A 20,544-nucleotide genomic window follows, 5' to 3' on the forward strand; every position below is an offset into this window, starting at 1 on the left:
CAACCTACCGAACGTTCGGCCAGGAGCTCTCAGTGACCACCGACCAGCATCCCGACTTCTTCGTCCGCCATACGGCGCTGCTCGACCAGGCGGTGGAGTGTGCCGCCGACCGCACCTACTGGACGCCGTACCCGGAAACCCCCAGTACCTCTGCGTACGGGGCCGAGGCATCCGGGCTGGGCGAGGCCGCCTTCCAAGGCCTCCTCGGCCGCTCCTTCCGCATCGAAGGACATCCGAGCACCGGCACCGTCCCGGCCTCCGAAGTCTCGCCCTACGGCTTCCCGCTGGGCATCAGTTACCCGTACCTGCCGCCCGAGGTGGCCGTCGCGACGGCCAAGTCAGCCGCGGTGACATGGCGCGCCGCGAGCCCGGACACCCGGGCCGGCGTCGCCGCCGAGATCCTCGCCCGGCTGAACGAGGCGAGCTTCGAGATCGCGCACGCCGTCCAGCACACCACCGGCCAGCCCTTCATGATGGCGTTCCAGGCCGGTGGTCCGCACGCCCAGGACCGAGGCCTCGAAGCGGTCGCCCACGCATGGAACGAGCAGACCCGCCATCCGGTCGCGGCCCGCTGGAGCAAGCCGCAGCGCAAGGGCGGCCCACTCGTCATGGACAAGACCTTCACCACCGTGGGACGCGGTGTGGCAGTACTGATCGCCTGCAACACCTTCCCCACCTGGAACGGCTATCCGGGACTGTTCGCGAGTCTGGTCACCGGCAACCCGGTGGTCGTCAAGCCTCATCGACGGGCCGTGCTGCCGCTGGCGATCACCGTGCGGATCGCCCGTGAGGTGCTGGCGGAGGCCGGCTTCGATCCCGATGTGGTACTGCTCGCCGCCGCGAAGCCCGACGAGCGCACCGCTCCCGCCCTGGCCACCCACCCCGACGTGCGCATCGTGGACTTCACCGGCTCCAGCGAGTTCGGTGACTGGCTGGAGACCAACGCCCGCCAGGCCGTCGTCCACACCGAGAAGTCCGGACTCAACACCGTCGTCGTGGACTCCACGGACGACTACGCGGGGCTGCTGCGCAACCTTGCCTTCTCCCTGTCGCTCTACAGCGGCCAGATGTGTACCACCCCGCAGAACTTCCTCGTCCCCCGCGACGGCTTCCCGACCGACCAGGGGTGGCGTACGGCCGACGAGTTCGCCGCCGACCTGGGCGCCGCCGTGGACAGGCTGCTCGGCGACCCGGCCCGTGCGGCCGCCACCCTCGGCGCGATCGTGAACGACGGTGTGCTGAACCGCGTGGCGGAGGCGGAGGAACTCGACCGTGTCGCCCATCCCTCGAGGCGACTCGCCCACCCGGACTTCCCGGATGCGGCCGTCCGTTCCCCGCTGTTGGTCCGGCTCGAGGCCGAGGCCGACGAAGAGACCTACACCAGCGAGTGGTTCGGTCCGGTCTCCTTCGTCATCGGTACCGACTCCACCGCGCACGGCCTGCGTCTCCTGCACGACACCGTACGGCGCCACGGCGCGCTGACCGCCTCCGTGTACGCCACCGACGAGGGTGTGCTGGAGGCGGCACGGGCAACCGCGCTGGAGGCGGGCGTACACCTGTCGGAGAACCTGACCGGCGCGGTCTTCGTCAACCAGTCCGCCGCGTTCAGCGACTTCCACGGCACCGCGGCCAACCCCGCGGCCAATGCCGCCCTCACCGACCCGGCGTTCGTCACCGGACGCTTCTCGGTCGTCCAGTCCCGGCGCCACGCACCCGCAGAGGAGCACCTCGATGCGTGACGAGGTCTATCTGATCGACGGGGCCCGCACTCCCCTCGGTCGCCACCGAGGCGCCCTGGCCTCCGTACGTCCCGACGACCTGGCCGCCCTCGTGGTGGGCGAGGCGGTACGGCGCTCGGGCGTCCGGGCCGACACCGTGGACGAGGTGATCCTCGGCGCCGCGAACCAGGCGGGCGAGGACAACCGGGACGTTGCCCGGATGGCGGTCCTGCTGGCCGGACTGCCGGACACCGTGCCCGGATACACCGTCAACCGGCTGTGCGCGTCCGGGCTGACGGCCGTCGCCTCGGCCGCCCAGGCGATTCGTGCGGGGGAGGCCGACCTGGTCGTCGCGGGCGGAGTGGAGTCCATGACCCGTGCCCCCTGGGTGATGGCCAAGCCCGGCACGCCCTGGGCCCGGCCCGGCGAGTTTCACGACACCTCCCTCGGCTGGCGCTTCACCAACTCGCGCTTCCCCGCCGCGACCACCCTGTCCATGGGCGAGACCGCCGAGGAGGTCGCCGCCCTGGACGGCATCACCCGCATTGAGGCGGACACCTTCGCGCTGCGCAGCCACCGCCGGGCGGAGGCCGCCCAGAGCGCGGGCCGCTTCAAGGAGGAGATCGTCCCCGTTCCGGTGGCGGACGGCGAGGTGACCCAGGACGAGGGGCCTCGGCCGTCCACCTCGCTGGAGAAGCTCGGCGGACTGCGCACATCCTTCCGCAGCGGCGGAATCGTCACCGCGGGTAACTCCTCGCCGCTGTCCGACGGGGCCGCGGCCCTGGTGGTCGCGAGTGGCGCGGCGGTCGAACGATACGGGCTCACTCCCCGGGCCCGCGTCGTCACCGCCGCCTCGGCGGGGGTCGAGCCCCGCCTGATGGGGCTCGGGCCCGTGCCGGCCACCTTGAGGGCGCTGGACCGGGCGGGCTGGCGGGCCGACGACCTGGACGCCGTCGAGGTGAACGAGGCCTTCGCCGCCCAAGCGCTGGCGGTCGTCCGCCGCCTGCAGCTCGACGAGGACCGCGTCAACGCCGACGGCGGCGCCATCGCCCTCGGACACCCACTCGGCTGCTCCGGCGCCCGCATCCTGCTCACCCTGCTCGGACGCATGGAACGCGAGGACGCTCGACGGGGACTGGCGACCATGTGTGTGGGGGTCGGCCAGGGCGTGGCGATGCTCGTGGAGCGCGTATGAGCACGCGAGAGGACACGGCGTACGAGACCCTGCAGGTCGAGGAGCGCGCGGACCGGGTCGTCGTGACCCTGCACCGGCCCGAGGCGCGCAACGCCATCAGCAGCGACATGCTCGCCGAACTGCACCGCGTGTGCGAGGACCTGGAGCGCGAGCCGAGACTGCTGCTGCTCACCGGGCACGGCGGGGTCTTCGCCGGCGGCGCCGACATCGCCGAACTGCGGCGGCGTGGCCGGGAGGAGGCGCTGCAGGGAATCAACAGCCGTCTGTTCGAGCGGGTGCGCAGGCTGCCCATGCCCACCGTGGCCGCGGTGGACGGCTGGGCGCTGGGCGGCGGCGCCGAGCTGGCGTACGCCTGCGACATCCGGATCGCCGGACCGAACGCCGTCTTCGGCAACCCCGAACCGGGCCTGGGCATCCTCGCCGCCGCCGGGGCCTGCTGGCGGCTGCGGGAGCTGCTCGGCGAGTCGGTGGCCAAACAGGTACTGCTCGCCGGGCGGAACCTCGACGCACCTGCCGCGCTCGCCTATGGGCTGGTCATGGACGTCGTACCGGCCGAGCGGCTGATCGCCGAGGCACACACCCTGCTCGACCGTATGGCCCGCTCCTCGGCGCTCGCCCTGCGGCTCACCAAGCTCGTCACGGACGCCCCGGGTGCCCATCCGGTGGCTGACGACCTCGCCCAGGCCGTGCTGTTCGAGGGCCGCGACAAGGAGGAGCGCATGACGCGATTCCTGGAGAAGAACGAGAAGAACGAGAAGAACGGAGGCCGGGAATGACCTCGGCAGCAGCACCGCCCGCCGTCGTGGGGGTGATCGGCGGCGGCCGGATGGGGACCGGTATCGCCCAGTCCTTCGCGGCCGCAGGGTCGTCCGTGGTCGTCGTGGAACACGACGAAGCGGCCGCGACCGTCGCGCTGAACCGCATCGCCGACGGGCTGCGGCGGGCCGCCGAGCGCGGGGGGCCCGGCGGATCCGCCACCGGTCACGTACCCGACCGGGTCACCGCCGTCACCTCGATCGCCGAACTACCGGCCGACGCCGATCTCGTCGTCGAGGCGGTACCGGAGGACGCCGCGCTCAAGGCCCGGCTGCTCGCCGCCGCCGAGCAGGCCGTGGGGGAGCGGTGCGTACTCGCCACCAACACCAGTTCCCTGCCGGTCACCGAACTCGCGGCGGCCCTGAAGCGGCCGGGACGCTTCCTGGGCATGCACTTCTTCAACCCGGTGCCCGTCTCCGCGCTCGTCGAACTGGTCCTCACTCCCGACACCTCCGGGGAGACTCTCACGGCGGCGGTCGGCTGGACACGCGCCCTGGGCAAGCAGAAGGTCGTCGTCCAGGACTCGCCGGGATTCGCCAGCAGCCGTCTCGGCCTGGCCCTCGGTCTGGAGGCTGTCCGCATGGTCGAGGAGGGCGTCGCCGAGCCTGAGGCCATCGACACGGCCATGCGCCTGGGATACCGGCACCCGATGGGGCCGCTGCGCCTCACCGACGTGGTGGGTCTCGACGTACGGCTGGCCATCGCCGACCACCTGCACAGGACGCTCGGCGAGCGGTTCGCCCCGCCGGCATTGCTGCGGGAGAAGGTCGCCCGCGGCGAGCTGGGCCGCAAGACAGGTCAGGGGTTCTACTCATGGCCGTGACCGACGGTACTCCCACCGACGCCCCGGAGCCGGGCCGCCCTGCCCGTCACGGGGTCGCCTACGACGTCACCGACGCCGTGGCCGTCATCGAGCTGCGCGGTCCCGGGAGCGGGAACGCGCTCGACACACACATGCGCAGCGCGCTCCTCATGGCGGCACGCCGCCTGACCACGGACACCGCACGCGGGGTACGGGCGGCCCTGATCACCGCCCGTGGAAGCCACTTCTGCGTCGGCCAGGACCTCAAGGAGCACGCCCGGCTGCTGAACACCACGCCCGAGGCGGCCTTCGCGAACCTTCCCAACGACTACAACCCGCTGATGAAGGAGCTGCATGGGCTGCCGGTCCCGCTCGTCGTGGCCGTCGAGGGCGCGTGCGTCGGGGCCGGGCTCGGCATCGCGCTCTGCGCCGATGTACGTGTCGCCGCCGAAGGAGCCCGCTTCGCGACCGCCTTCACCGGCCTCGGCCTGGCCTCCGACTCGGGGGTCGCCCGCGGCCTCGTCCGCCAGCTCGGCCCTTCGCGGACCGCCGGACTCATGCTCCTCGGAGACCGCTTCTCCGCACAGGACGCCGAACGCTGGGGCCTGGTCCACCGCGTCGTGGCAGACGGCTCGGCCACGGCCGAAGGGCTGGCCGTCGCCCGCTCCCTCGCAGATGGCCCCACCGCCGCCCACCGAGAGATCAAAGCACTGCTGCGGTCCGCGGCCGCCCCCACCCTGCCGGCCGCGCTGGAGCGCGAAGCCGTGATCCAGCGCCGGCTCGGCGCCACCGAGGACCACCGCGAAGCCGTCACGGCCTTCCTCGAACGCCGCAGCCCCGCCTTCCGCGGCCAATGACCCACCCACCGAGTACGACGGGACACGCACACCCCATGAACACCCCCACCCTCACACCATCCGGGCCCCGGGGCCCCGAGGCCATCTTCGAGGACACCATCGCCCGCGACCAGCGCATCGAACCCCGGGACTGGATGCCCGACGGCTACCGCACCACGCTGATCCGGCAGATCGCCCAGCATGCCCACTCCGAGATCATCGGCATGCAGCCGGAGGGCGAGTGGATCACTCGGGCGCCCTCGCTGCGCCGCAAGGCCATCCTCTTCGCCAAGGTGCAGGACGAGGCCGGGCACGGACTGTACCTCTACTCCGCGGCCGAGACCCTCGGGGCGGACCGCACGGACATGACGACGCGTCTGATCGACGGCCGCCAGAAGTACTCGTCCATCTTCAACTACCCGACCCACACCTTCGCCGACGTCGGCGTGATCGGCTGGTTCGTGGACGGCGCGGCGATCTGCAACCAGGTGCCCCTGTGCCGTACGTCGTACGGCCCGTACGGGCGCGCCATGGTCCGCGTGTGCAAGGAGGAGTCCTTCCACCAGCGGCAGGGGTACGAACTCCTGCTGACGATGATGCGCGGCACCGACGAGCAGCGGGAGATGGTGCAGGACGCGGTGAACCGCTGGTGGTGGCCGTCGCTGATGATGTTCGGCCCGCCGGACACCGACTCGCCCAACTCCGCCCGGTCCATGGCCTGGAAGATCAAACGGCACTCCAACGACGAACTGCGACAGCGGTTCGTCGACATGACCGTGCCGCAGGCCCAGAAGCTCGGCGTCACCCTGCCCGACCCCGGTCTGCGGTGGAACGAGGAACGCGGGCACCACGACTTCGGCACCCCCGACTGGGACGAGCTGAAGCGCGTGGTCTCCGGCGACGGGCCCTGCAACGCCGAGCGGATCGCCCGGCGCCGGGCCGCCCACGAAGAGGGCGCCTGGGTACGGGAGGCGGCCTCGGCCCATGCCGCCAAGCAGGCGACCCGGGTGCGGGAAGGAGCGGCGGCATGAGCGGCACCGACCGGAATTCCGCCGGCGGACCCGTCCGCATACGGGACGAGTGGCCGCTGTACGAGGTGTTCGTCCGCGGCAAGCGCGGACTGAACCATGTCCACGTGGGCTCCCTGCGCGCGCCCGACGACGCGATGGCCCTTGTCCACGCCCGCGACCTCTACACCCGGCGCAACGAGGGCGTGAGCATCTGGGCCGTGCGATCCGACTCCATCGCCGCCACCACCCCCGCCGAGAAGGACCCCTTCTTCACGCCCAGCGGCGACAAGGTCTACCGGCACCCCACCTTCTACGACATCCCCCATGACGTACCCCACATCTAGGAGCAGCCGCCCATGAGTGACGAGGACCTGTACGTCGACCACGACAACGCGCAGTGGGCGTTCGGCACCGGTTTCACCGACCCCCTGCACGGCATCGACCAGAGGGTGCCGGACGGCGTCGACGCCGAAGACCTGGCCGCCTGCTGCCTGGCTCTGGGCGACGACGCCCTGGTGTCCGCCCAGCGGCTCGCCGAGTGGTGCACACGCGCCCCGGAACTGGAGGAGGAGCTCGCCCTGGCCAACATCGGCCTCGACCTGCTCGGCCAGGCCCGGCTGCTGTACGCCAGAACGGGACGAGCCGACGGTACGGGCCGCGGCGAGGACGCGTACGCCTACTTCCGTGATCCAGACGACTTCCGCAACCTACGGCTGGCCGAACTGCCCGGCGGAGACTTCGCCTTCACGATCACACGACTGCTCGTGCTGTCCGCCTGGCGGCTGGCCGTCTTCGAGGAGCTCACCAGCGCTCCTGATCCGGTGCTCGCCGCCATCGCCGCCAAGAGCGTGAAGGAGCTCTCCTACCATTGCCACTACGCCGCCGTGTGGACCGTGCGCTTCGGCGACGGGACTCCCGAGTCCCGTGACCGCCTCAGAACGGCCCTGCTCGACATCGCGCCCTGGCTGGCAGAACCACTGACCGACCGGACCGCAGCTGGTCTGGGTGCCGAGTCCGCGGTGGTCGCCGACCGGACACTGCGGCGCCTCGCGGACGTCCTGGTGCGAGCGGGCTTCGACCCCTCCGAGGTCCTGCCTCTCGGCCCGGCGTCCGCCCCCGCCCTACCCGGCTCCGGCCGCGACGGTGACCGTACGGAGCACCTGGCGCCGCTCCTCACCGAACTCCAGAGCATCGCCCGCGCACACCCGCAGGCGCAATGGTGACGCTCGCGGATGCCGGCGAGCGCCGTCAAGAGGCGGCGCACCGCGCCTGGAGCACCGTCCGCGAGATCCCCGATCCCGAACTGCCCATGCTGACCCTCGCCGACCTCGGAGTGCTCCGCGGCGTCGAGGTGGAGCAGGACGGTACGGTCGTCGTGCGGCTCACCCCGACCTACTCCGGCTGTCCCGCCGTGGCCGAGATGCGGGCTGAAGCCGCCAACCGGCTGCAGGCGGCCGGCTTTCCCGCCGTCCGGGTCGTCACCGTGCTCGACCCGCCCTGGACTACCGACTGGATCACCTCCCAGGGCCGCCACAAGCTCGCCGAACACGGCATCGCACCACCGGGGCCTCGGCGCCGCAGCGAATCCGGGCCGGTGTGGCTGTCCCTCGGGCCCGCCCCGTCAGATGTGCCCTGCCCGCGCTGCGCCTCGGCCGACACCGAGGAGATCTCACGGTTCGCCGCAACGGCCTGCCTGGCGCTCCGCCGCTGCGGCACCTGCCTGGAGCCCTTCGAGCACCTCAAGGACCTTTGATGACGACCCCTTCCCGTCCCCCCGGCACAGCGCGGACCCGTCTGCGTCCCGCCTTCCACGCCCTGCGCGTCGCAGCGGTCGAGGGGCTGTGCTCCGACGCCGCCGCGCTCACCCTCGCGGTACCGGAGCGCCTGGCCGAGGAGTTCGCGTTTCTCCCCGGCCAGTGCCTCACCGTGCGCCGGGAGATCGACGGCCGCGACGAGCGCCGCTCCTACTCCATCTGCTCCCCCGTCGGGGAGCCACTGCGCATCGGCATCCGCGTCGTACCCGGCGGCCTGTTCTCTTCCTGGCTCGTCCACGGTGTGCGCCCGGGAGACACCCTTGAGGTGATGGGGCCGGCCGGTGCTTTCACCCCCGACCTCACCGCAGCCGGACAACCCGGTGATTCCGGTCAACCCGGCGGCCTCGGCCACTACGTGCTCATCGCCGCCGGATCCGGCATCACACCGATGCTGTCGATCGCCGCCTCCGTACTCGGCGCCGACGGCTCATCCCGCATCACCCTCCTCTACGGCAACCGGCGCACCGATACGGTGATGTTCGCGGACGAACTGGCAGACCTGAAAGACAAGTACCCGGCCCGCTTTCAGCTCGTTCACGTGTTGTCCCGCGAGCCGCGCCAGGCCGAAATGCTCACCGGCCGCCTCGATGCGGCGCGGCTCACCGCCCTGCTCGATGCCCTGGTCGACACCGACGGCGTCGACCAGTGGTGGCTCTGCGGTCCGCACGGCATGGTCCGTGACTCCGGCGCCATCCTGGCCGGGCTCGGTGTCCCGGCCGACCGCATCCACCAGGAACTGTTCCACGCCGATGAAGAGCCGCCCGCCGCCCGCCACGAGGTCTCGGCGATCGGTCTCCCCACGAGCGAAGTCACCGTCGTCCTGGATGGCAGGGCCACCACGTTCCCGGCCCCACCGGACCGGACCGTCCTCGACGCTGCCCAACAGTTTCGCCCCGACCTGCCGTTCGCCTGCAGAGGCGGCGTCTGCGGAACGTGCCGCGCCCTGGTGACCCAGGGCCGGGGCGACATGCGCCGCAACTACGCCCTGGAGCCCGCGGAGGTGGCCGCCGGATACGTCTTGACCTGCCAGACCCGCCCCGCATCGGAAGAGCTCACCGTGGATTTCGACATGTGAGCGCGAACGTATCGACAACGTTCGGTTTTCTCGACGATGAACGATCGGAAACCTGCGCTGGAAAAGGTACATGCCGTTCGGCACAGTGAGCCCCGGTCGATCAATTGCTCTTCCTGAACGGACGTTCGGTAGAGCGGGGTGAAAGTCTGATTGCCGCCTTGGCCCCCCAACGCGGGAGACCGCGCGAACCCGGGCCGCCTGCAACGTTCGTTGACCGACGGCGACGGCGTGCGCCTATCGAAATCTTGAGCGGACCGGCAGTAACGGACCGCACTGCATCAACTTATGGAAAGTGAGAGCCAGGCGTGAGTGAGAAGCCGCTCGTAAAGCCCGGAGCGCCATCCAGACCGGCCCGGCCCAATATCGACGCCGGAGACGCCGGTTACAGCAAGTCGTTGAAGTCCCGGCACGTCAGCATGATCGCCATCGGCGGTGCCATCGGCACCGGCCTCTTCCTCGGTGCCGGCGGCCGCCTCGCCGAGGCCGGCCCGTCGTTGTTCGTCGCGTACGCGGTCTGCGGCGTCTTCGCCTTCCTCGTCGTCCGCGCGCTCGGCGAACTCGTCCTGTACCGGCCCTCGTCGGGCGCCTTCGTGTCGTACGCCCGGGAGTTCCTCGGCGAGAAGGGCGCCTACACCGCAGGCTGGATGTACTTCCTGAACTGGGCCACGACCGGTATCGCCGACATCACCGCGGTGGCCACCTACACCCACTACTGGGGCATGTTCTCCGACATACCCCAATGGGTGATCGCGCTGATCGCCCTGGCGGTCGTCCTCGCGGTCAACCTGATCTCGGTGCGGATCTTCGGCGAGCTGGAGTTCTGGTTCGCGATCATCAAGGTCGGCGCCCTCCTCGTCTTCATGTGTATCGGCATCTTCCTGCTGGTGACCCAACACCCCGTCGACGGTCACAACCCCGGTCTGTCCGTGATCAGCCAGAACGGAGGCGTCTTCCCCAACGGTCTGCTGCCCATGCTCCTGATCACCCAGGGCGTCATCTTCGCCTACGCCGCAGTCGAGCTGGTCGGCGTTACCGCGGGTGAGACCGAGAACCCCGAGAAGATCATGCCCAAGGCGATCAACTCGATCATGTGGCGCGTGGGGCTGTTCTACGTCGGCTCGGTCATCCTGCTCTCGATGCTGCTTCCGTGGAACAAGTACGTCGCCGGCGAGAGCCCCTTCGTGACGGTGCTGTCCAACATCGGTGTCCCCGCCGCGGGGGGCGTGATGAACCTCGTCGTCCTCACCGCGGCCATGTCCTCGCTCAACTCCGGCCTCTACTCGACCGGTCGCATCCTGCGCTCCATGGCGATGTCCGGCTCGGCGCCGAGGTTCACGAGTGCGATGAGCCGCAGCCAGGTTCCCTACGGTGGCATCCTGCTCACCACCGGTATCTGTGTGCTCGGCGTCGGCCTCAACTTCGTCGTACCGGCGGAGGCGTTCGAGATCGTCCTGAACTTCGCGGCCATCGGCATCCTGGCCACGTGGGGCATGATCATGATCTGCCACCTGCTCTTCTGGCGGAAGGCGCAGCAGGGCGAGCTGACGCGTCCGGGCTACCGGCTGCCCGGCTCGCCGTGGACCGAGATCGTGACCCTCGGCTTCCTGGCCTCCGTCCTGGTGCTGATGTATGCCGACGGCGGCGCCGCACGCACCACCGTGCTGTGTCTTCCGCTGATCGTGGGGGCCCTCGTCGCCGGGTGGTTCGGCGTGCGCGGCCGGGTGGCCGACATGCGCAGGGCAGCCGAGGAGGCCCAAGCCAGGCCATGACCTCGACGGCGACACATCCGGGCGGCTCGCCCAGGCATCAGTGGCGTGACATCACCTGCCTGATCCAGGCCGTGCCGCCAACCGGCCCAGGGCGCGTCCAAGCGTGACCTCGCAGCGCTTTTCAACGGCTCGCCCGGTGGTCGCCTTACGATCCGACCGCGCACCAGGGATTCCTGGCCACCGCGCACCCCTCGATACGGCACCCAGCCCTAGAACCGGCGGCGCTGGTCCTTGTAATCCGCCGCCGTCAGCCCGAGTCAACCGCGAGGCGTAGCGTGACATCACACTCTGCGCGTCCGGAACAAGCTCTCCCACGAGAAAGCCAGCTGTTTCAGGCGCTGTCATGTTCGATCTTCACCGGCTCAGACTTCTCAGGGAGCTCAAGCACCGCGGCACGCTGGCCGCCGTTGCCGCTGCCTTGTCCTACAGTCCATCGACCATTTCTCAGCAGTTGTCGCTACTGGAATCCGAGGTCGGCGTCCGGCTACTGGAACACGTCGGTCGGCGGGTACGCCTCACCCAACAGGCGGAGATCCTCGTTGCCCACACCGAGGCTGTCCTGGAGCGGCTGGAACGCGCAGAGACCGACATCGCGACATCCTTGACCGATTTGACCGGAACACTCCGCATCGCTTCCTTTCAGAGTGCGGCGCTTGCGTTGGTCCCCACCGCGCTGAACCTGCTGCATGCCGCTCATCCGCTGCTGCGGGTCCATCTCACTCAGATGGAGCGGGAGAGTGCCATTTCTGCTCTGCTGGCGCGTGACTTCGACCTGATCATCGATGTGGAGTACCCCGGTATTCCCGGTCCTCGGCCCGCGGAGGTGGAGCAGGAGGAGTTGTGTGAGGACACCCTGCATCTGGCTCATCCGGCCATCGGAGCCGTGGCCGACCCCATGGAGGCGCTCCTCAGCCTGGCAGAACAGCCGTGGATCATGGAGCCCGAGGGAACCATCGCTCGCCGCTGGTCGATGGGACTGTGCCGCGAAGCAGGCTTCGAACCCGACATCCGCTACGAGTCCACCGATCACTTCCTGCATCTGCGGCTCGCCGAACAGGGGCATGCGGCCGCACTGCTTCCGGGTTTGGCATGGCACGGCCGTCCCCCGACCGTCCCCCTCCACCCACTGCCACGGGCTCATCACAGGCGCAGACTGCTCACAGCCGTGCGTCGCGGAGGCGGCCAGCACCCCACCATCAAAGCCGCCCGGCAGGCACTGCTCCAGGCTGCTGAGCAGCTGGTGCTGTGACCCCATGAGCCGCGGGGGCCGGCGGTGCCGGGCTCCACGCAGGCGGGCAGGGGAGCCGCAAGCCGAGGCCGGCCCGGTCGGCGGCTTTCCGGCTGGCTGTACCCGAGCGCGGCTGCGGCCCGACTGATGCTGCCGAGGCGGGCGCAGCTGACGAGCATCCGCAGCAACGACGTCTCCAGATCGCTGAAGGTAACCGCACGTTATACGGCCCCCCGTTCGTTGGGTTCCATCTGAAGGAGCGAATCATTAGCGTCAGTCCCATGCACTACTTCCACGTCGATGTGTTCAGCTCTCGGCCCTTCAGCGGCAACAGCCTCACCGTCTTCCCCGATGCCGCCCAGCTCAGCAGCGGCCAGATGGCGGCCATCACGCGGGAAATGCGCCACTTCGAATCGATCTTCCTGACAGGTGAGGACGCGGGAGACGGAGCTTGGCGGGCCCGCGTCTTCGACCTCGTCGAGGAACTCGACTTCGCCGGCCACCCTGTCATCGGGGCCGCCTGTGTCCTGCACGCGCTGCACGGCAGCGGTGACAGCGAGACGTGGAAGATGAAATTGAAATCCCGCACGGTGGAGATCACCACACAACGGCGTGGTCCTGGGCGGTACGCGAGCGTGCTGGATCAGGGCGCACCCTCTTTCCTCGGCCGGCCGGACCGCAAGGACCTGGCGTCTTGGTTTTCGCTGAATGAAGAAGACCTGGATGCGGATCTCCCGCCCGAGGTGGTCTCCACCGGTCTGCGCTACCTGGTGCTGCCGGTACGCAGCGGCGCACTTGAACGGGCCCAGATCGCTTTCGATCTCGACACGCCGCTTTCCAGTCTCGGCGCACAGTTCGCCTATCTCCTCGATGCCGACACCTTGGAGTCACGGCACTGGAACAACGACGGCATCCTCGAGGACGTGGCGACCGGAAGCGGAGCGGGATGTGCCGCCGCCTATCTTCGCCGCCACGGCCGCATCCGCGACGGGGAAAAGGTGGTCCTCAGGCAGGGCCGGTTCACTGGCCGTCCCAGCCAGATGACGATCAGCGCGCAGGGCCCAAGTGGGGACGTCCGCTCGGTACAGGTCGGCGGCGAAGTCTCGTTCGTCGCGAACGGACGTCTGGAGGAGCTGCCGGCATGAGGGGTTGCTGGAATACTTCGGGTCCGACGGCCGTCGTCTGGTCCCTGTCGGGTGAACCAATCCGGGGGAGCGGGTGAGATTCGACAAAGCGCTCTGCCTCCACCAGCACATAGGAAAGTGTGTTCAGGCAGGACAACAGGGGCCGGACTCGGATGCCGAATTCCGCGCCGGTTGGTCGGTTGCACAGACTGGATCAATACACTCATGAACGCTGAACTTCCCACGGGATATGAGATATCCACAGACCCCGCCCGCCTCGATCCTGCGCTGATCCACCAGTGGCTGTCACAGGACTCCTACTGGGCCGTTGGTCGATCCAGGGAAAAGCAGGACACGGCGATCGCCTGTTCCCTCAACTTCGGCGTCTACGACAGCGTCTCAGGCGCCCAGGTCGGTTATGCCCGTGTTGTCACGGACTCGGCCACCTTCGCCTGGCTGTGTGACGTCTACATCGCACGCGACGCACGTGGAAAGGGCCTGGGAACCGCTCTGGCCACTGCGGTCCGGAACCATCTTTCTCCTTACGGCCTGCGTCGAATTCTGCTGGCCACGGCGGACGCGCACGCGGTATACGCCAAGGTGGGCTTCGCATCACTGGAGAAACCGGAGAAGTGGATGACTCTAGGGGAGCAGTGAACCCCCAAGCGCCTCGGCGAAACGGGCCTCCAGCCGCGATACGGGGAACGCGAGACCGGACCGACGCAGGCGGTACGGGTCGCCGCAATGCGGTGCGCGGGGGGAAGCCGCCCATCTGCCGCGTCAACAGCCTTGCGGCCAATCCACCTAGCGCCTCGCCGTAGTTGCGGCTCGACGGTCCGGAACACGCTGCGCGACTCGTCCCACCATGCTGCGACGCTCTTCGGAATGCGGTCCTTTGAGACGGGCCGGGATAAGGGAGAGACATGCCGGAAGATCAGTCAGGCCTGTATCAGGCAGGCGAAACGGTGCTGCTGGTCACGGTGCCCGAAGCCGAGCCGCTCGTGGGCGGATGGCGCCAGCGGTTCGACTCCTCGGCCGGAGCCAGGCTTCCGGCGCACGTGACGGTGCTCTATCCATTTCTGGACCATGGCCGCATTGATGCCGACGTGCTCGGCACGCTCGAATGGCTCGTTGGTGCCCACTGCGCCTTCGACGTTCGGTTCGAGGACTTCGGGCGGTTCCCCGACGTGCTCTTCCTGGTGCCCACGCCGGGGGGTCCGCTGCGGGCTCTTACTCAAGCCGTCTGCGAACGATGGCCGGAGGTCCCGCCCTATGGGGGCCGGTTCGCCGAAGTCGTCCCGCACCTGACGGTGGCCCATGGTCAGGAGCGGAGAGCATTCGACGAGGCCGAGGCCGCCCTCACCGGCCGTCTGCCGGTCATCGCCCGCGTTTCGGCGGTTCGGCTTTTCGCTTGCGACGGTGAGTCCTGGCATGAACAGGCGGCCTTTCCCCTGCGCGGCCGAGGTGAATCATGTCGATGAGGTCGTCGCCCGGCGGCCATATCGACTCCGGGCAGGGCGGGGTACTGGTGGCGGCTGCGACCACCGCCAGGTCTAACCCGGACCGGTGCAACCGGGACTGTCCAGGCCGCCAGGGCATCCTCGAAGACCTGCCGGCGGAGCCGAGCGAGTTGAGGCCGTCCTGCCTCAATGAGCACGCTCCGTCGCCCCCGCCGCTGGGCGGGGGCGACACAGCACCTGCTCCCTGCCAAGGCTTGCTCCTGCCGCACACCGCCTGCGGTGCACCCCTCGGTGCACCCCACCACATCGCCGAGCCAACGTCAGCACACTTGCGACCCTGTTCGCACTCAGCCGACCAGGCCGCCCCCTCCGGCCTCAGACCGCAGCCACCCGTGCGGCGCCGTAAGCCGCCTGGGCCGCCCGTCCGTGTTGCTGGGCTAACCCATCCGGCCGCGACCGTTCACCCACCGCCCGGCACCAGCGCGGCCACCACCCGCACGAAAGGCAACCCGTCACGTGAGCACACCGCCGCCCGACACGTACCCCGGCTGCACCTGGGCCGACCAGCCCATCACCTCACCCGACACCGGGCCGCTCGACTGCATCGGCAGCGCCGCCACCACCGAACCCTCCACCGGCCTCACCACCCGCTACAGCGTCAGCGCCTACGACCCCACCACACGTACCGTCCGCCTCATCCCCGAGTTGAAAGAGGACCGCGCCGGCGTGGTGCGCGCCTTCCCTCCCGAGCTGCGCACCCATAGCCAGACCGTCTCGGTCGATGACTTGGACGATCTACGGCTCATGCACCGGCGCAGCACCCGCGACGACCTCACCGCCCCGCACAGCACCTGGTGCCGACACGTCGTCAAGGTCGCGTTCACCGCCGGGGGAGACCACAACGTGCCCCGGCACCGCCGCGTCTACCGGTTCTGGATGGAGACCACCGAAGGCAACGCCTATCGGTTCCTGGTCCGCGCCCCCTCTCAGGAAGAGGCTGACGACCTCGCCCGCCGCTGGTGGGAGGGCATCCCGACCGCCGACGGTGGGAAGGGCAGTCTCCTGCCCGACGGCGAGCGGATCCACGTCCTGTCGTGCGAGGGCGCCTGCGACATGCACTGGCCCTACACCGACCCGATCGCAGACCCCGTCTGACCCTCGCACTCGCCGCCCGGCCCGGTCCCCGCTCCCGCGGGCGCCCGGCGGGTCATCCTCGGGGTCGTGCCACCCCGCTGCCCCGGTACCGCATTCGCGGTGCCGGGGCCGTCCCCTGTGTCCCACGTCCGTGCTCCGCCTCTGTGCCCTGGCGCCAGCCGCCCGGCCAGCGTCTGCGCCCAAGGACCCGCCCCGCGCATGGGTGCCGCGCGGCTCCGTTCGAGGTCGACGCCCCGCTCCACCTGATGCGCCTGTTCGGCATCTCCTCGCAGACCGCCATGCGGTACCTCACCGCGGCTCACCCTGAACGCACCGCGAAGCTCCCCCGGTAGGCGGTGCCTACGCGAGACCTGCTGTCAGGAATCGAGACGACGGCGACTACCTCGCGCGCGCCAACTGCACGGCGCCCGCATCGCGCCCATCGCACACGCCCACCCCTACCGCTGTCCCCGTCCGGCCCGCCCCGCATTCCCCGGGGGCGGGCCGTCGTCATGCCCGCTCGACCCCCGCCGCAACACCCGCGTGGCGGCCCAGACCGCCGCCCGGCCACCACGTGTCCGGCTAGGAGTTGTCCGGCCGACATGTGACGGCTTCCCGCCCAGGTCGTTGATGTGGTCATGGGGCGGGGTGATCTGAGTGATTGCCGCGTGGGAACGGCTGCGGCCGTTCCTGCCGGTCAGCAACAGGCGTAGGGGCAGGTGATCAACGGGATTCTGCACCGGGTCCGGACCGGTGTTCACTGGCGTGACCTGCCCGAACGGTTCGGGCCGTGGAAGACCGTCTACGAACGGCACCGGCTGTGGTCGGCTGACGGGACGTGGGAGCGTCTGCTGCAGCAGGTCCAGGCCGCGGCGGATGCGGGCTGGTGAGATCGACTGGGATGTCTCAGTCGACTCCACCATCGTGCGGGCGCATCAGCACCCTGCGGGTGCCCGCACTGACTCACCGCCGGCCCTCGCCTCAAAGGGGGCCGAATCAGAAGAACACCAGCACCTGTATCGACACCCACATCGCCCCCGCACTCGCGTACACCGCCGCTGTCTACATGAACACCGCCCACCACAGCTTCGACGGTTATGTCCCGGCCCGGGGGCCGACCGCGCCCGCAGTCCTCGCACCCGCCGCCGCGCCCGGACTCCGCGCAGCGCCCAGTACGGCGGAGAATAACCGCCACAGATGTTCCTGGTCCTGGAGACGCGGGACGGTGCGGAGGAGGTGCGGCCGGCGGCGACCAGAGGCTGCACCTGGGCTTCGCGCTCGGGCGGTATCGGCGTGCGACCGCTGTGATCCGGCTCCGGGTCGTGAGGGTTCTGGGTACAGGCTCGGGGCCCGGACGGCATCCGGGCGTGGCCGTGGTCGATGCGGAGCGGACCGGCACGCACGCCAGGAGTCAGCCGTGGCGACGATAGGACTGTCCTGGATCACCGAGGACTCGGTGTACGCCGCTCACCGTCCCCGGCGCCGCACACCTCACCTTCATGGACGGCCGCAAGTCGATGTGTTCGGTTTCTCCCTGCTACTACAGCTCCTGGTCTTCCGTGAGTGCGTCGTTGTACTGCTGCTCACTGACGCGGGTGACTCTGTTGGTGGCACCCCCTGCCGTCACCTCGGGGTGGTCTCCGTTGGAGGCCTGTACCCAGGCCACCGTGTTGTTGAGGCCTTCGACTCTGAGGGTACTGACGGTCTTCACTGCCACCCCATTGACGTTCCCGCGGACCGTCAGGATGTCGGCGGACTCCACGTAGATCGAGTTATTGCTGCCGCTGACGGTGACGGTCCCGCAATCCCCTTCGATGAAGAAACTGCTGGAGTCAGCGTCGATGGTCGTGTCGCGTCCCCTGCAGTCGGCGGACTGCACATTGTTAGTGCCGGTGAGCTGAAGCGGCTTGGCTGTGCTGGACGAAGGCGAACCGGAAGCCCCGCCGGCACTGCTGTCGGCGGCGGCACCTGTGCTGGGGGCTCCGGTGGTCTGCAACGACGACGACGCCTCCTTGGCCGGCGTCGTGACGTCGGCGGCGCAACCGGTCACGACCGAGAGTGCAAGGGTCATGACAGCAGTGGGCAGCAGTTTCGAGACATGCATGGCGATGTGTTCCTTGTGGTGGTAACTGTGCGGGCCCGGAATGCCGAGCGCGCCGACGCCGAGGGCTGGGACCGCTGGTTCGACACGCAGCCCGGGGACAGCGTCACGCTCCCCCCGGTACTCATCGGCAGCATGTCCGTGCAAGGTCACCCTGGCGATGTTTCGCCCGGCACCGCCGGGCGCCTGCGGCCGATGAAGAGAACCACTGCTCCTGCGGTCAGTGCTGAAGCTGAGGCAAGGCCCAACCACAACCTGGTCGGCCGCTGGACCTCGAGCACAACCGATTTGTTGCGCACCCAGGATTCCGCAATCCACGCTTCGTCCCGAAGCTCCCATTTGCGTTGCACGTTCGCAGCCTGATCCGCCTCGCGCAACCTGCGATCCGCCAACGCGCGATTTATGTTCCCGTACTTCTCGGTCTCGTTGGCCCGTGTGTGGACCTGCATGGCCAGGGCGCCGACAAGACCGCCGACGACCAGTAGCGCCGCACCGATCAATATCGCCGAGGTTTTGCTTGGCACCACTGGGCGTCGGCGACCGAGCATGAGGATTACGGCGCCTGCGATCAGTGCCGAAGCCGCGATCGCGCCGAACCACAACCTGCTCTGCTTCTGGTCGTCCGATACAGCCAGTTCATACTCGGACCACCCAGTCAACAATCGAGCCTCCTCAAGCAAGTGATGCCGATGAGGGTCGACGGCCTCGTTCGCCTCGCGCACGTAGCGGTCCGCCAGGTAGAGATTGCGGTCCGCGCGGGCTGCGGCTTCCTGGACGTGCATGTCAACGTATTGGCCTCAGGAGAGACTGCTCACTCACGCCGGCTCTCACTTTCCATGGGTACTGTGGTGCGGTCCGTACTGCCGTCTGGCAGGTCAACGGCATTGCACGCGGACAGGGTTGGTGTCACGCGATCGCTCGCGTTGCGGACCGGGGCGCAATCAGACTCCGCAAGAAGTGATTGATCGACTCGGAGCTACTGTGCCGATCGGCCAGCACTTTTTCTAGTGCAAGTTTCCGATCATTCATCGTCGAGAGAATCGAACGTTAGCCTCAAGTCAGGTTCAGACGCTGACGATTTCCGTGAGCGGCCCGTCACGGCCGCCACGTTACTCACGTTGATCCACAGCTTCGAAGAGTTCCACGGATGCCACGGAGGTGGGCACGACTGCGGTCGTCACCCCGGCGACGCCACCGACCGTGACGAGTGGGTCCGCCACGCCTGAGCCCGCGCCGGATCAATGCACTCTGCCACAAGAGAGTCAGCTTCGGCCCTGGCCTGCGGGCAGGTGTATCCCGTTGATGCGGCTGCCGTGATACGTCGATGGTGGGCGGTCGAGAGGCAGGTCATGCGGGATCACGTGCGGACGTACTGAGGATGTCCTGGTAAAGCTCGATGAGTTTGACCGTGGCGAAGGCTGTGGCCCCGATGCGCAGAGCGTTGACCCCGAACCAGGCCCAGGCAAGTGTGTCGACGCGCGCCGGGTCGTTGATCGGAGGCCCGAAATACAGCGTACTGTTGATTTGCGTGACGGCGACGAGGGTGAGCGCGGCCATGGCGAGATGACCGCAGGTGGCGAGTCGCAGGCGAGTCTGGTTCGCGGGCGACAGCCCGGCCCGCTTCAGCCAGAGAAAGGCCAGCGAGCCCAGGGCCGGGACAGCCACGATCGCATAGTAGAAGACCGGGTTGGTGACCGAATGGTACGGGTCCCACAAAGACTGGGCTTCCACAGCATGTGCGCCCAGCATCATGTTAGGGACATCGACGATCTCCTCATAGAGGAAACCGAAGAAGAACCACGCGTGGCACAGAACCGCTGTGCCCGCAGCGGGGCCTACACGGGCATGCAAGGGGGACGCCTCCTGGATGGAAGAATAGAGCCGACCCCCATCAAATACTCAAACTCTTTACGTAACAACTTGCTTGAAGACTCGCGCGTAGGGGGCGACCTCCCTCGCCTGCAGACGGGGGAACTGACCGACCTCAGGAAGGCGATCGACTTGATAGGCAGCGCTGCGGCAAGCCGGACGGTATCAACCAGATACAACTAATTTGCTTGGAACGGCTGGAGGCGGGGGTATGCGCGTCGTGAAATGGATCCAACGACAGACGTAGGGTGCTGCTGCCCGCCGTCTCGGTGCTGGCCCGGCAGGTGTCGGAGGCCCGCACGGGGGCCGAGTGGCGTCTGTACGAGGCAGTGGCCCGCCGCGCGCCGGGCCGATGCTGCGCTCGCGCCGGCGCTGGCTGAGCTTGCTGGTGGTGCCGGAGAACAAGCGGGTCTCGGAGCTGGAGCGGCGACTGCGTATGCCGCCGACGAAGTCGCCGAGGACCGCGAGGTGCGGGCGATGGAGCGGGTGGGAGGACCCCGTGCGCCTTCGACCAGCAGCGCACCCACCAGGCCCCGGCCGGCCCCGGTGGCCCGGCGCGGTGGCGGGAAGCAGCCGTCCACGGTGGCGCACAG

General features: G+C 68.9%; 19 protein-coding genes and 2 pseudogenes. 18 read left to right on the forward strand and 3 right to left on the reverse strand.

The features are described 5' to 3' along the window. Positions 1-32 precede the first annotated feature (32 nt). The 17 genes and pseudogenes from paaN to AC07DU_RS33020 all read left to right on the forward strand — a co-directional run. Positions 33-1,739, forward strand: a complete 1,707-nt coding sequence (gene paaN, locus AC07DU_RS32940; RefSeq protein WP_479115534.1) for a phenylacetic acid degradation protein PaaN — start codon at positions 33-35, stop codon at positions 1,737-1,739. Beyond that, a complete protein-coding gene (locus tag AC07DU_RS32945) occupies positions 1,732-2,913 on the forward strand; it encodes a thiolase family protein (protein WP_479115536.1) in 1,182 nt (393 codons plus the stop codon). Before paaN ends, AC07DU_RS32945 begins: the two co-directional genes overlap by 8 nt. Continuing rightward, entirely contained in the window at positions 2,910-3,689 is a 780-nt protein-coding gene (locus AC07DU_RS32950) for an enoyl-CoA hydratase/isomerase family protein (RefSeq protein WP_479115538.1), read from the forward strand. Before AC07DU_RS32945 ends, AC07DU_RS32950 begins: the two co-directional genes overlap by 4 nt. Continuing rightward, the gene (locus AC07DU_RS32955; RefSeq protein WP_479115540.1) at positions 3,686-4,552 is read left to right on the forward strand and encodes a 3-hydroxyacyl-CoA dehydrogenase family protein; all 867 of its coding nucleotides are present in this window, start codon (positions 3,686-3,688) and stop codon (positions 4,550-4,552) included. The genes AC07DU_RS32950 and AC07DU_RS32955 overlap by 4 nt, the downstream gene beginning before the upstream one ends. Further along, the gene (locus AC07DU_RS32960) at positions 4,543-5,388 is read left to right on the forward strand and encodes an enoyl-CoA hydratase/isomerase family protein (protein WP_479115542.1); all 846 of its coding nucleotides are present in this window, start codon (positions 4,543-4,545) and stop codon (positions 5,386-5,388) included. Before AC07DU_RS32955 ends, AC07DU_RS32960 begins: the two co-directional genes overlap by 10 nt. A gap of 35 nt (positions 5,389-5,423) precedes the next feature. Then, positions 5,424-6,398, forward strand: a complete 975-nt coding sequence (gene paaA, locus AC07DU_RS32965) for a 1,2-phenylacetyl-CoA epoxidase subunit PaaA (RefSeq protein WP_479038652.1) — start codon at positions 5,424-5,426, stop codon at positions 6,396-6,398. Then, complete coding sequence (paaB, locus tag AC07DU_RS32970; protein ID WP_360896798.1) at positions 6,395-6,721, forward strand: 1,2-phenylacetyl-CoA epoxidase subunit PaaB; 327 nt, start codon at positions 6,395-6,397, stop codon at positions 6,719-6,721. Before paaA ends, paaB begins: the two co-directional genes overlap by 4 nt. A 12-nt stretch (positions 6,722-6,733) precedes the next feature. Beyond that, positions 6,734-7,600 carry a 1,2-phenylacetyl-CoA epoxidase subunit PaaC gene (paaC, locus tag AC07DU_RS32975; RefSeq protein ID WP_479115545.1) on the forward strand — a complete coding sequence of 289 codons (867 nt, stop codon included), beginning with the start codon at positions 6,734-6,736 and terminating at the stop codon, positions 7,598-7,600. Then, entirely contained in the window at positions 7,594-8,130 is a 537-nt protein-coding gene (paaD, locus tag AC07DU_RS32980; RefSeq protein WP_468629598.1) for a 1,2-phenylacetyl-CoA epoxidase subunit PaaD, read from the forward strand. The genes paaC and paaD overlap by 7 nt, the downstream gene beginning before the upstream one ends. Next, the gene (gene paaE, locus AC07DU_RS32985; RefSeq protein WP_453370006.1) at positions 8,130-9,266 is read left to right on the forward strand and encodes a 1,2-phenylacetyl-CoA epoxidase subunit PaaE; all 1,137 of its coding nucleotides are present in this window, start codon (positions 8,130-8,132) and stop codon (positions 9,264-9,266) included. The genes paaD and paaE overlap by 1 nt, the downstream gene beginning before the upstream one ends. Positions 9,267-9,571: 305 nt before the next feature. Beyond that, a complete protein-coding gene (locus tag AC07DU_RS32990; protein WP_479115548.1) occupies positions 9,572-11,035 on the forward strand; it encodes an amino acid permease in 1,464 nt (487 codons plus the stop codon). Positions 11,036-11,378: 343 nt separating this feature from the next. Then, on the forward strand, positions 11,379-12,284 hold the full coding sequence (locus tag AC07DU_RS32995; protein ID WP_468629592.1) for a LysR substrate-binding domain-containing protein: 906 nt from the start codon (positions 11,379-11,381) through the stop codon (positions 12,282-12,284). 260 nt (positions 12,285-12,544) lie between these two features. Next, positions 12,545-13,408, forward strand: coding sequence for a PhzF family phenazine biosynthesis protein (locus tag AC07DU_RS33000; protein ID WP_479115550.1), 864 nt, complete (start codon positions 12,545-12,547; stop codon positions 13,406-13,408). Between the two features lie 204 nt (positions 13,409-13,612). After that, a complete protein-coding gene (locus AC07DU_RS33005; protein ID WP_360896818.1) occupies positions 13,613-14,044 on the forward strand; it encodes a GNAT family N-acetyltransferase in 432 nt (143 codons plus the stop codon). Between the two features lie 266 nt (positions 14,045-14,310). After that, positions 14,311-14,868, forward strand: a complete 558-nt coding sequence (locus tag AC07DU_RS33010; protein WP_479115552.1) for a 2'-5' RNA ligase family protein — start codon at positions 14,311-14,313, stop codon at positions 14,866-14,868. Positions 14,869-15,363: 495 nt separating this feature from the next. Beyond that, complete coding sequence (locus AC07DU_RS33015; RefSeq protein WP_479115554.1) at positions 15,364-16,002, forward strand: hypothetical protein; 639 nt, start codon at positions 15,364-15,366, stop codon at positions 16,000-16,002. Between the two features lie 617 nt (positions 16,003-16,619). Continuing rightward, positions 16,620-16,824: pseudogene (locus AC07DU_RS33020) on the forward strand (transposase); the annotation flags it as partial. Positions 16,825-17,521: 697 nt separating this feature from the next. Here AC07DU_RS33020 and AC07DU_RS33025 read toward each other — a convergent pair. From AC07DU_RS33025 to AC07DU_RS33035, 3 genes are all read right to left on the reverse strand, one after another. After that, a complete protein-coding gene (locus AC07DU_RS33025; RefSeq protein ID WP_479115556.1) occupies positions 17,522-18,235 on the reverse strand; it encodes a DUF3060 domain-containing protein in 714 nt (237 codons plus the stop codon). Next, positions 18,232-18,864 (reverse strand): hypothetical protein, encoded by a 633-nt coding sequence (locus AC07DU_RS33030; protein ID WP_479115558.1) that lies wholly within the window; start codon positions 18,862-18,864, stop codon positions 18,232-18,234. Before AC07DU_RS33030 ends, AC07DU_RS33025 begins: the two co-directional genes overlap by 4 nt. 565 nt (positions 18,865-19,429) lie before the next feature. After that, positions 19,430-19,933 (reverse strand): hypothetical protein, encoded by a 504-nt coding sequence (locus AC07DU_RS33035; protein WP_479115560.1) that lies wholly within the window; start codon positions 19,931-19,933, stop codon positions 19,430-19,432. Between the two features lie 257 nt (positions 19,934-20,190). On the opposite strand from AC07DU_RS33035, the pseudogene AC07DU_RS33040 reads away from it, so the two are divergent. Then, positions 20,191-20,440: pseudogene (locus tag AC07DU_RS33040) on the forward strand (hypothetical protein); the annotation flags it as partial. Positions 20,441-20,544: the final 104 nt, after the last annotated feature.

Source organism: Streptomyces sp. NPDC045695 (genome assembly GCF_056432025.1).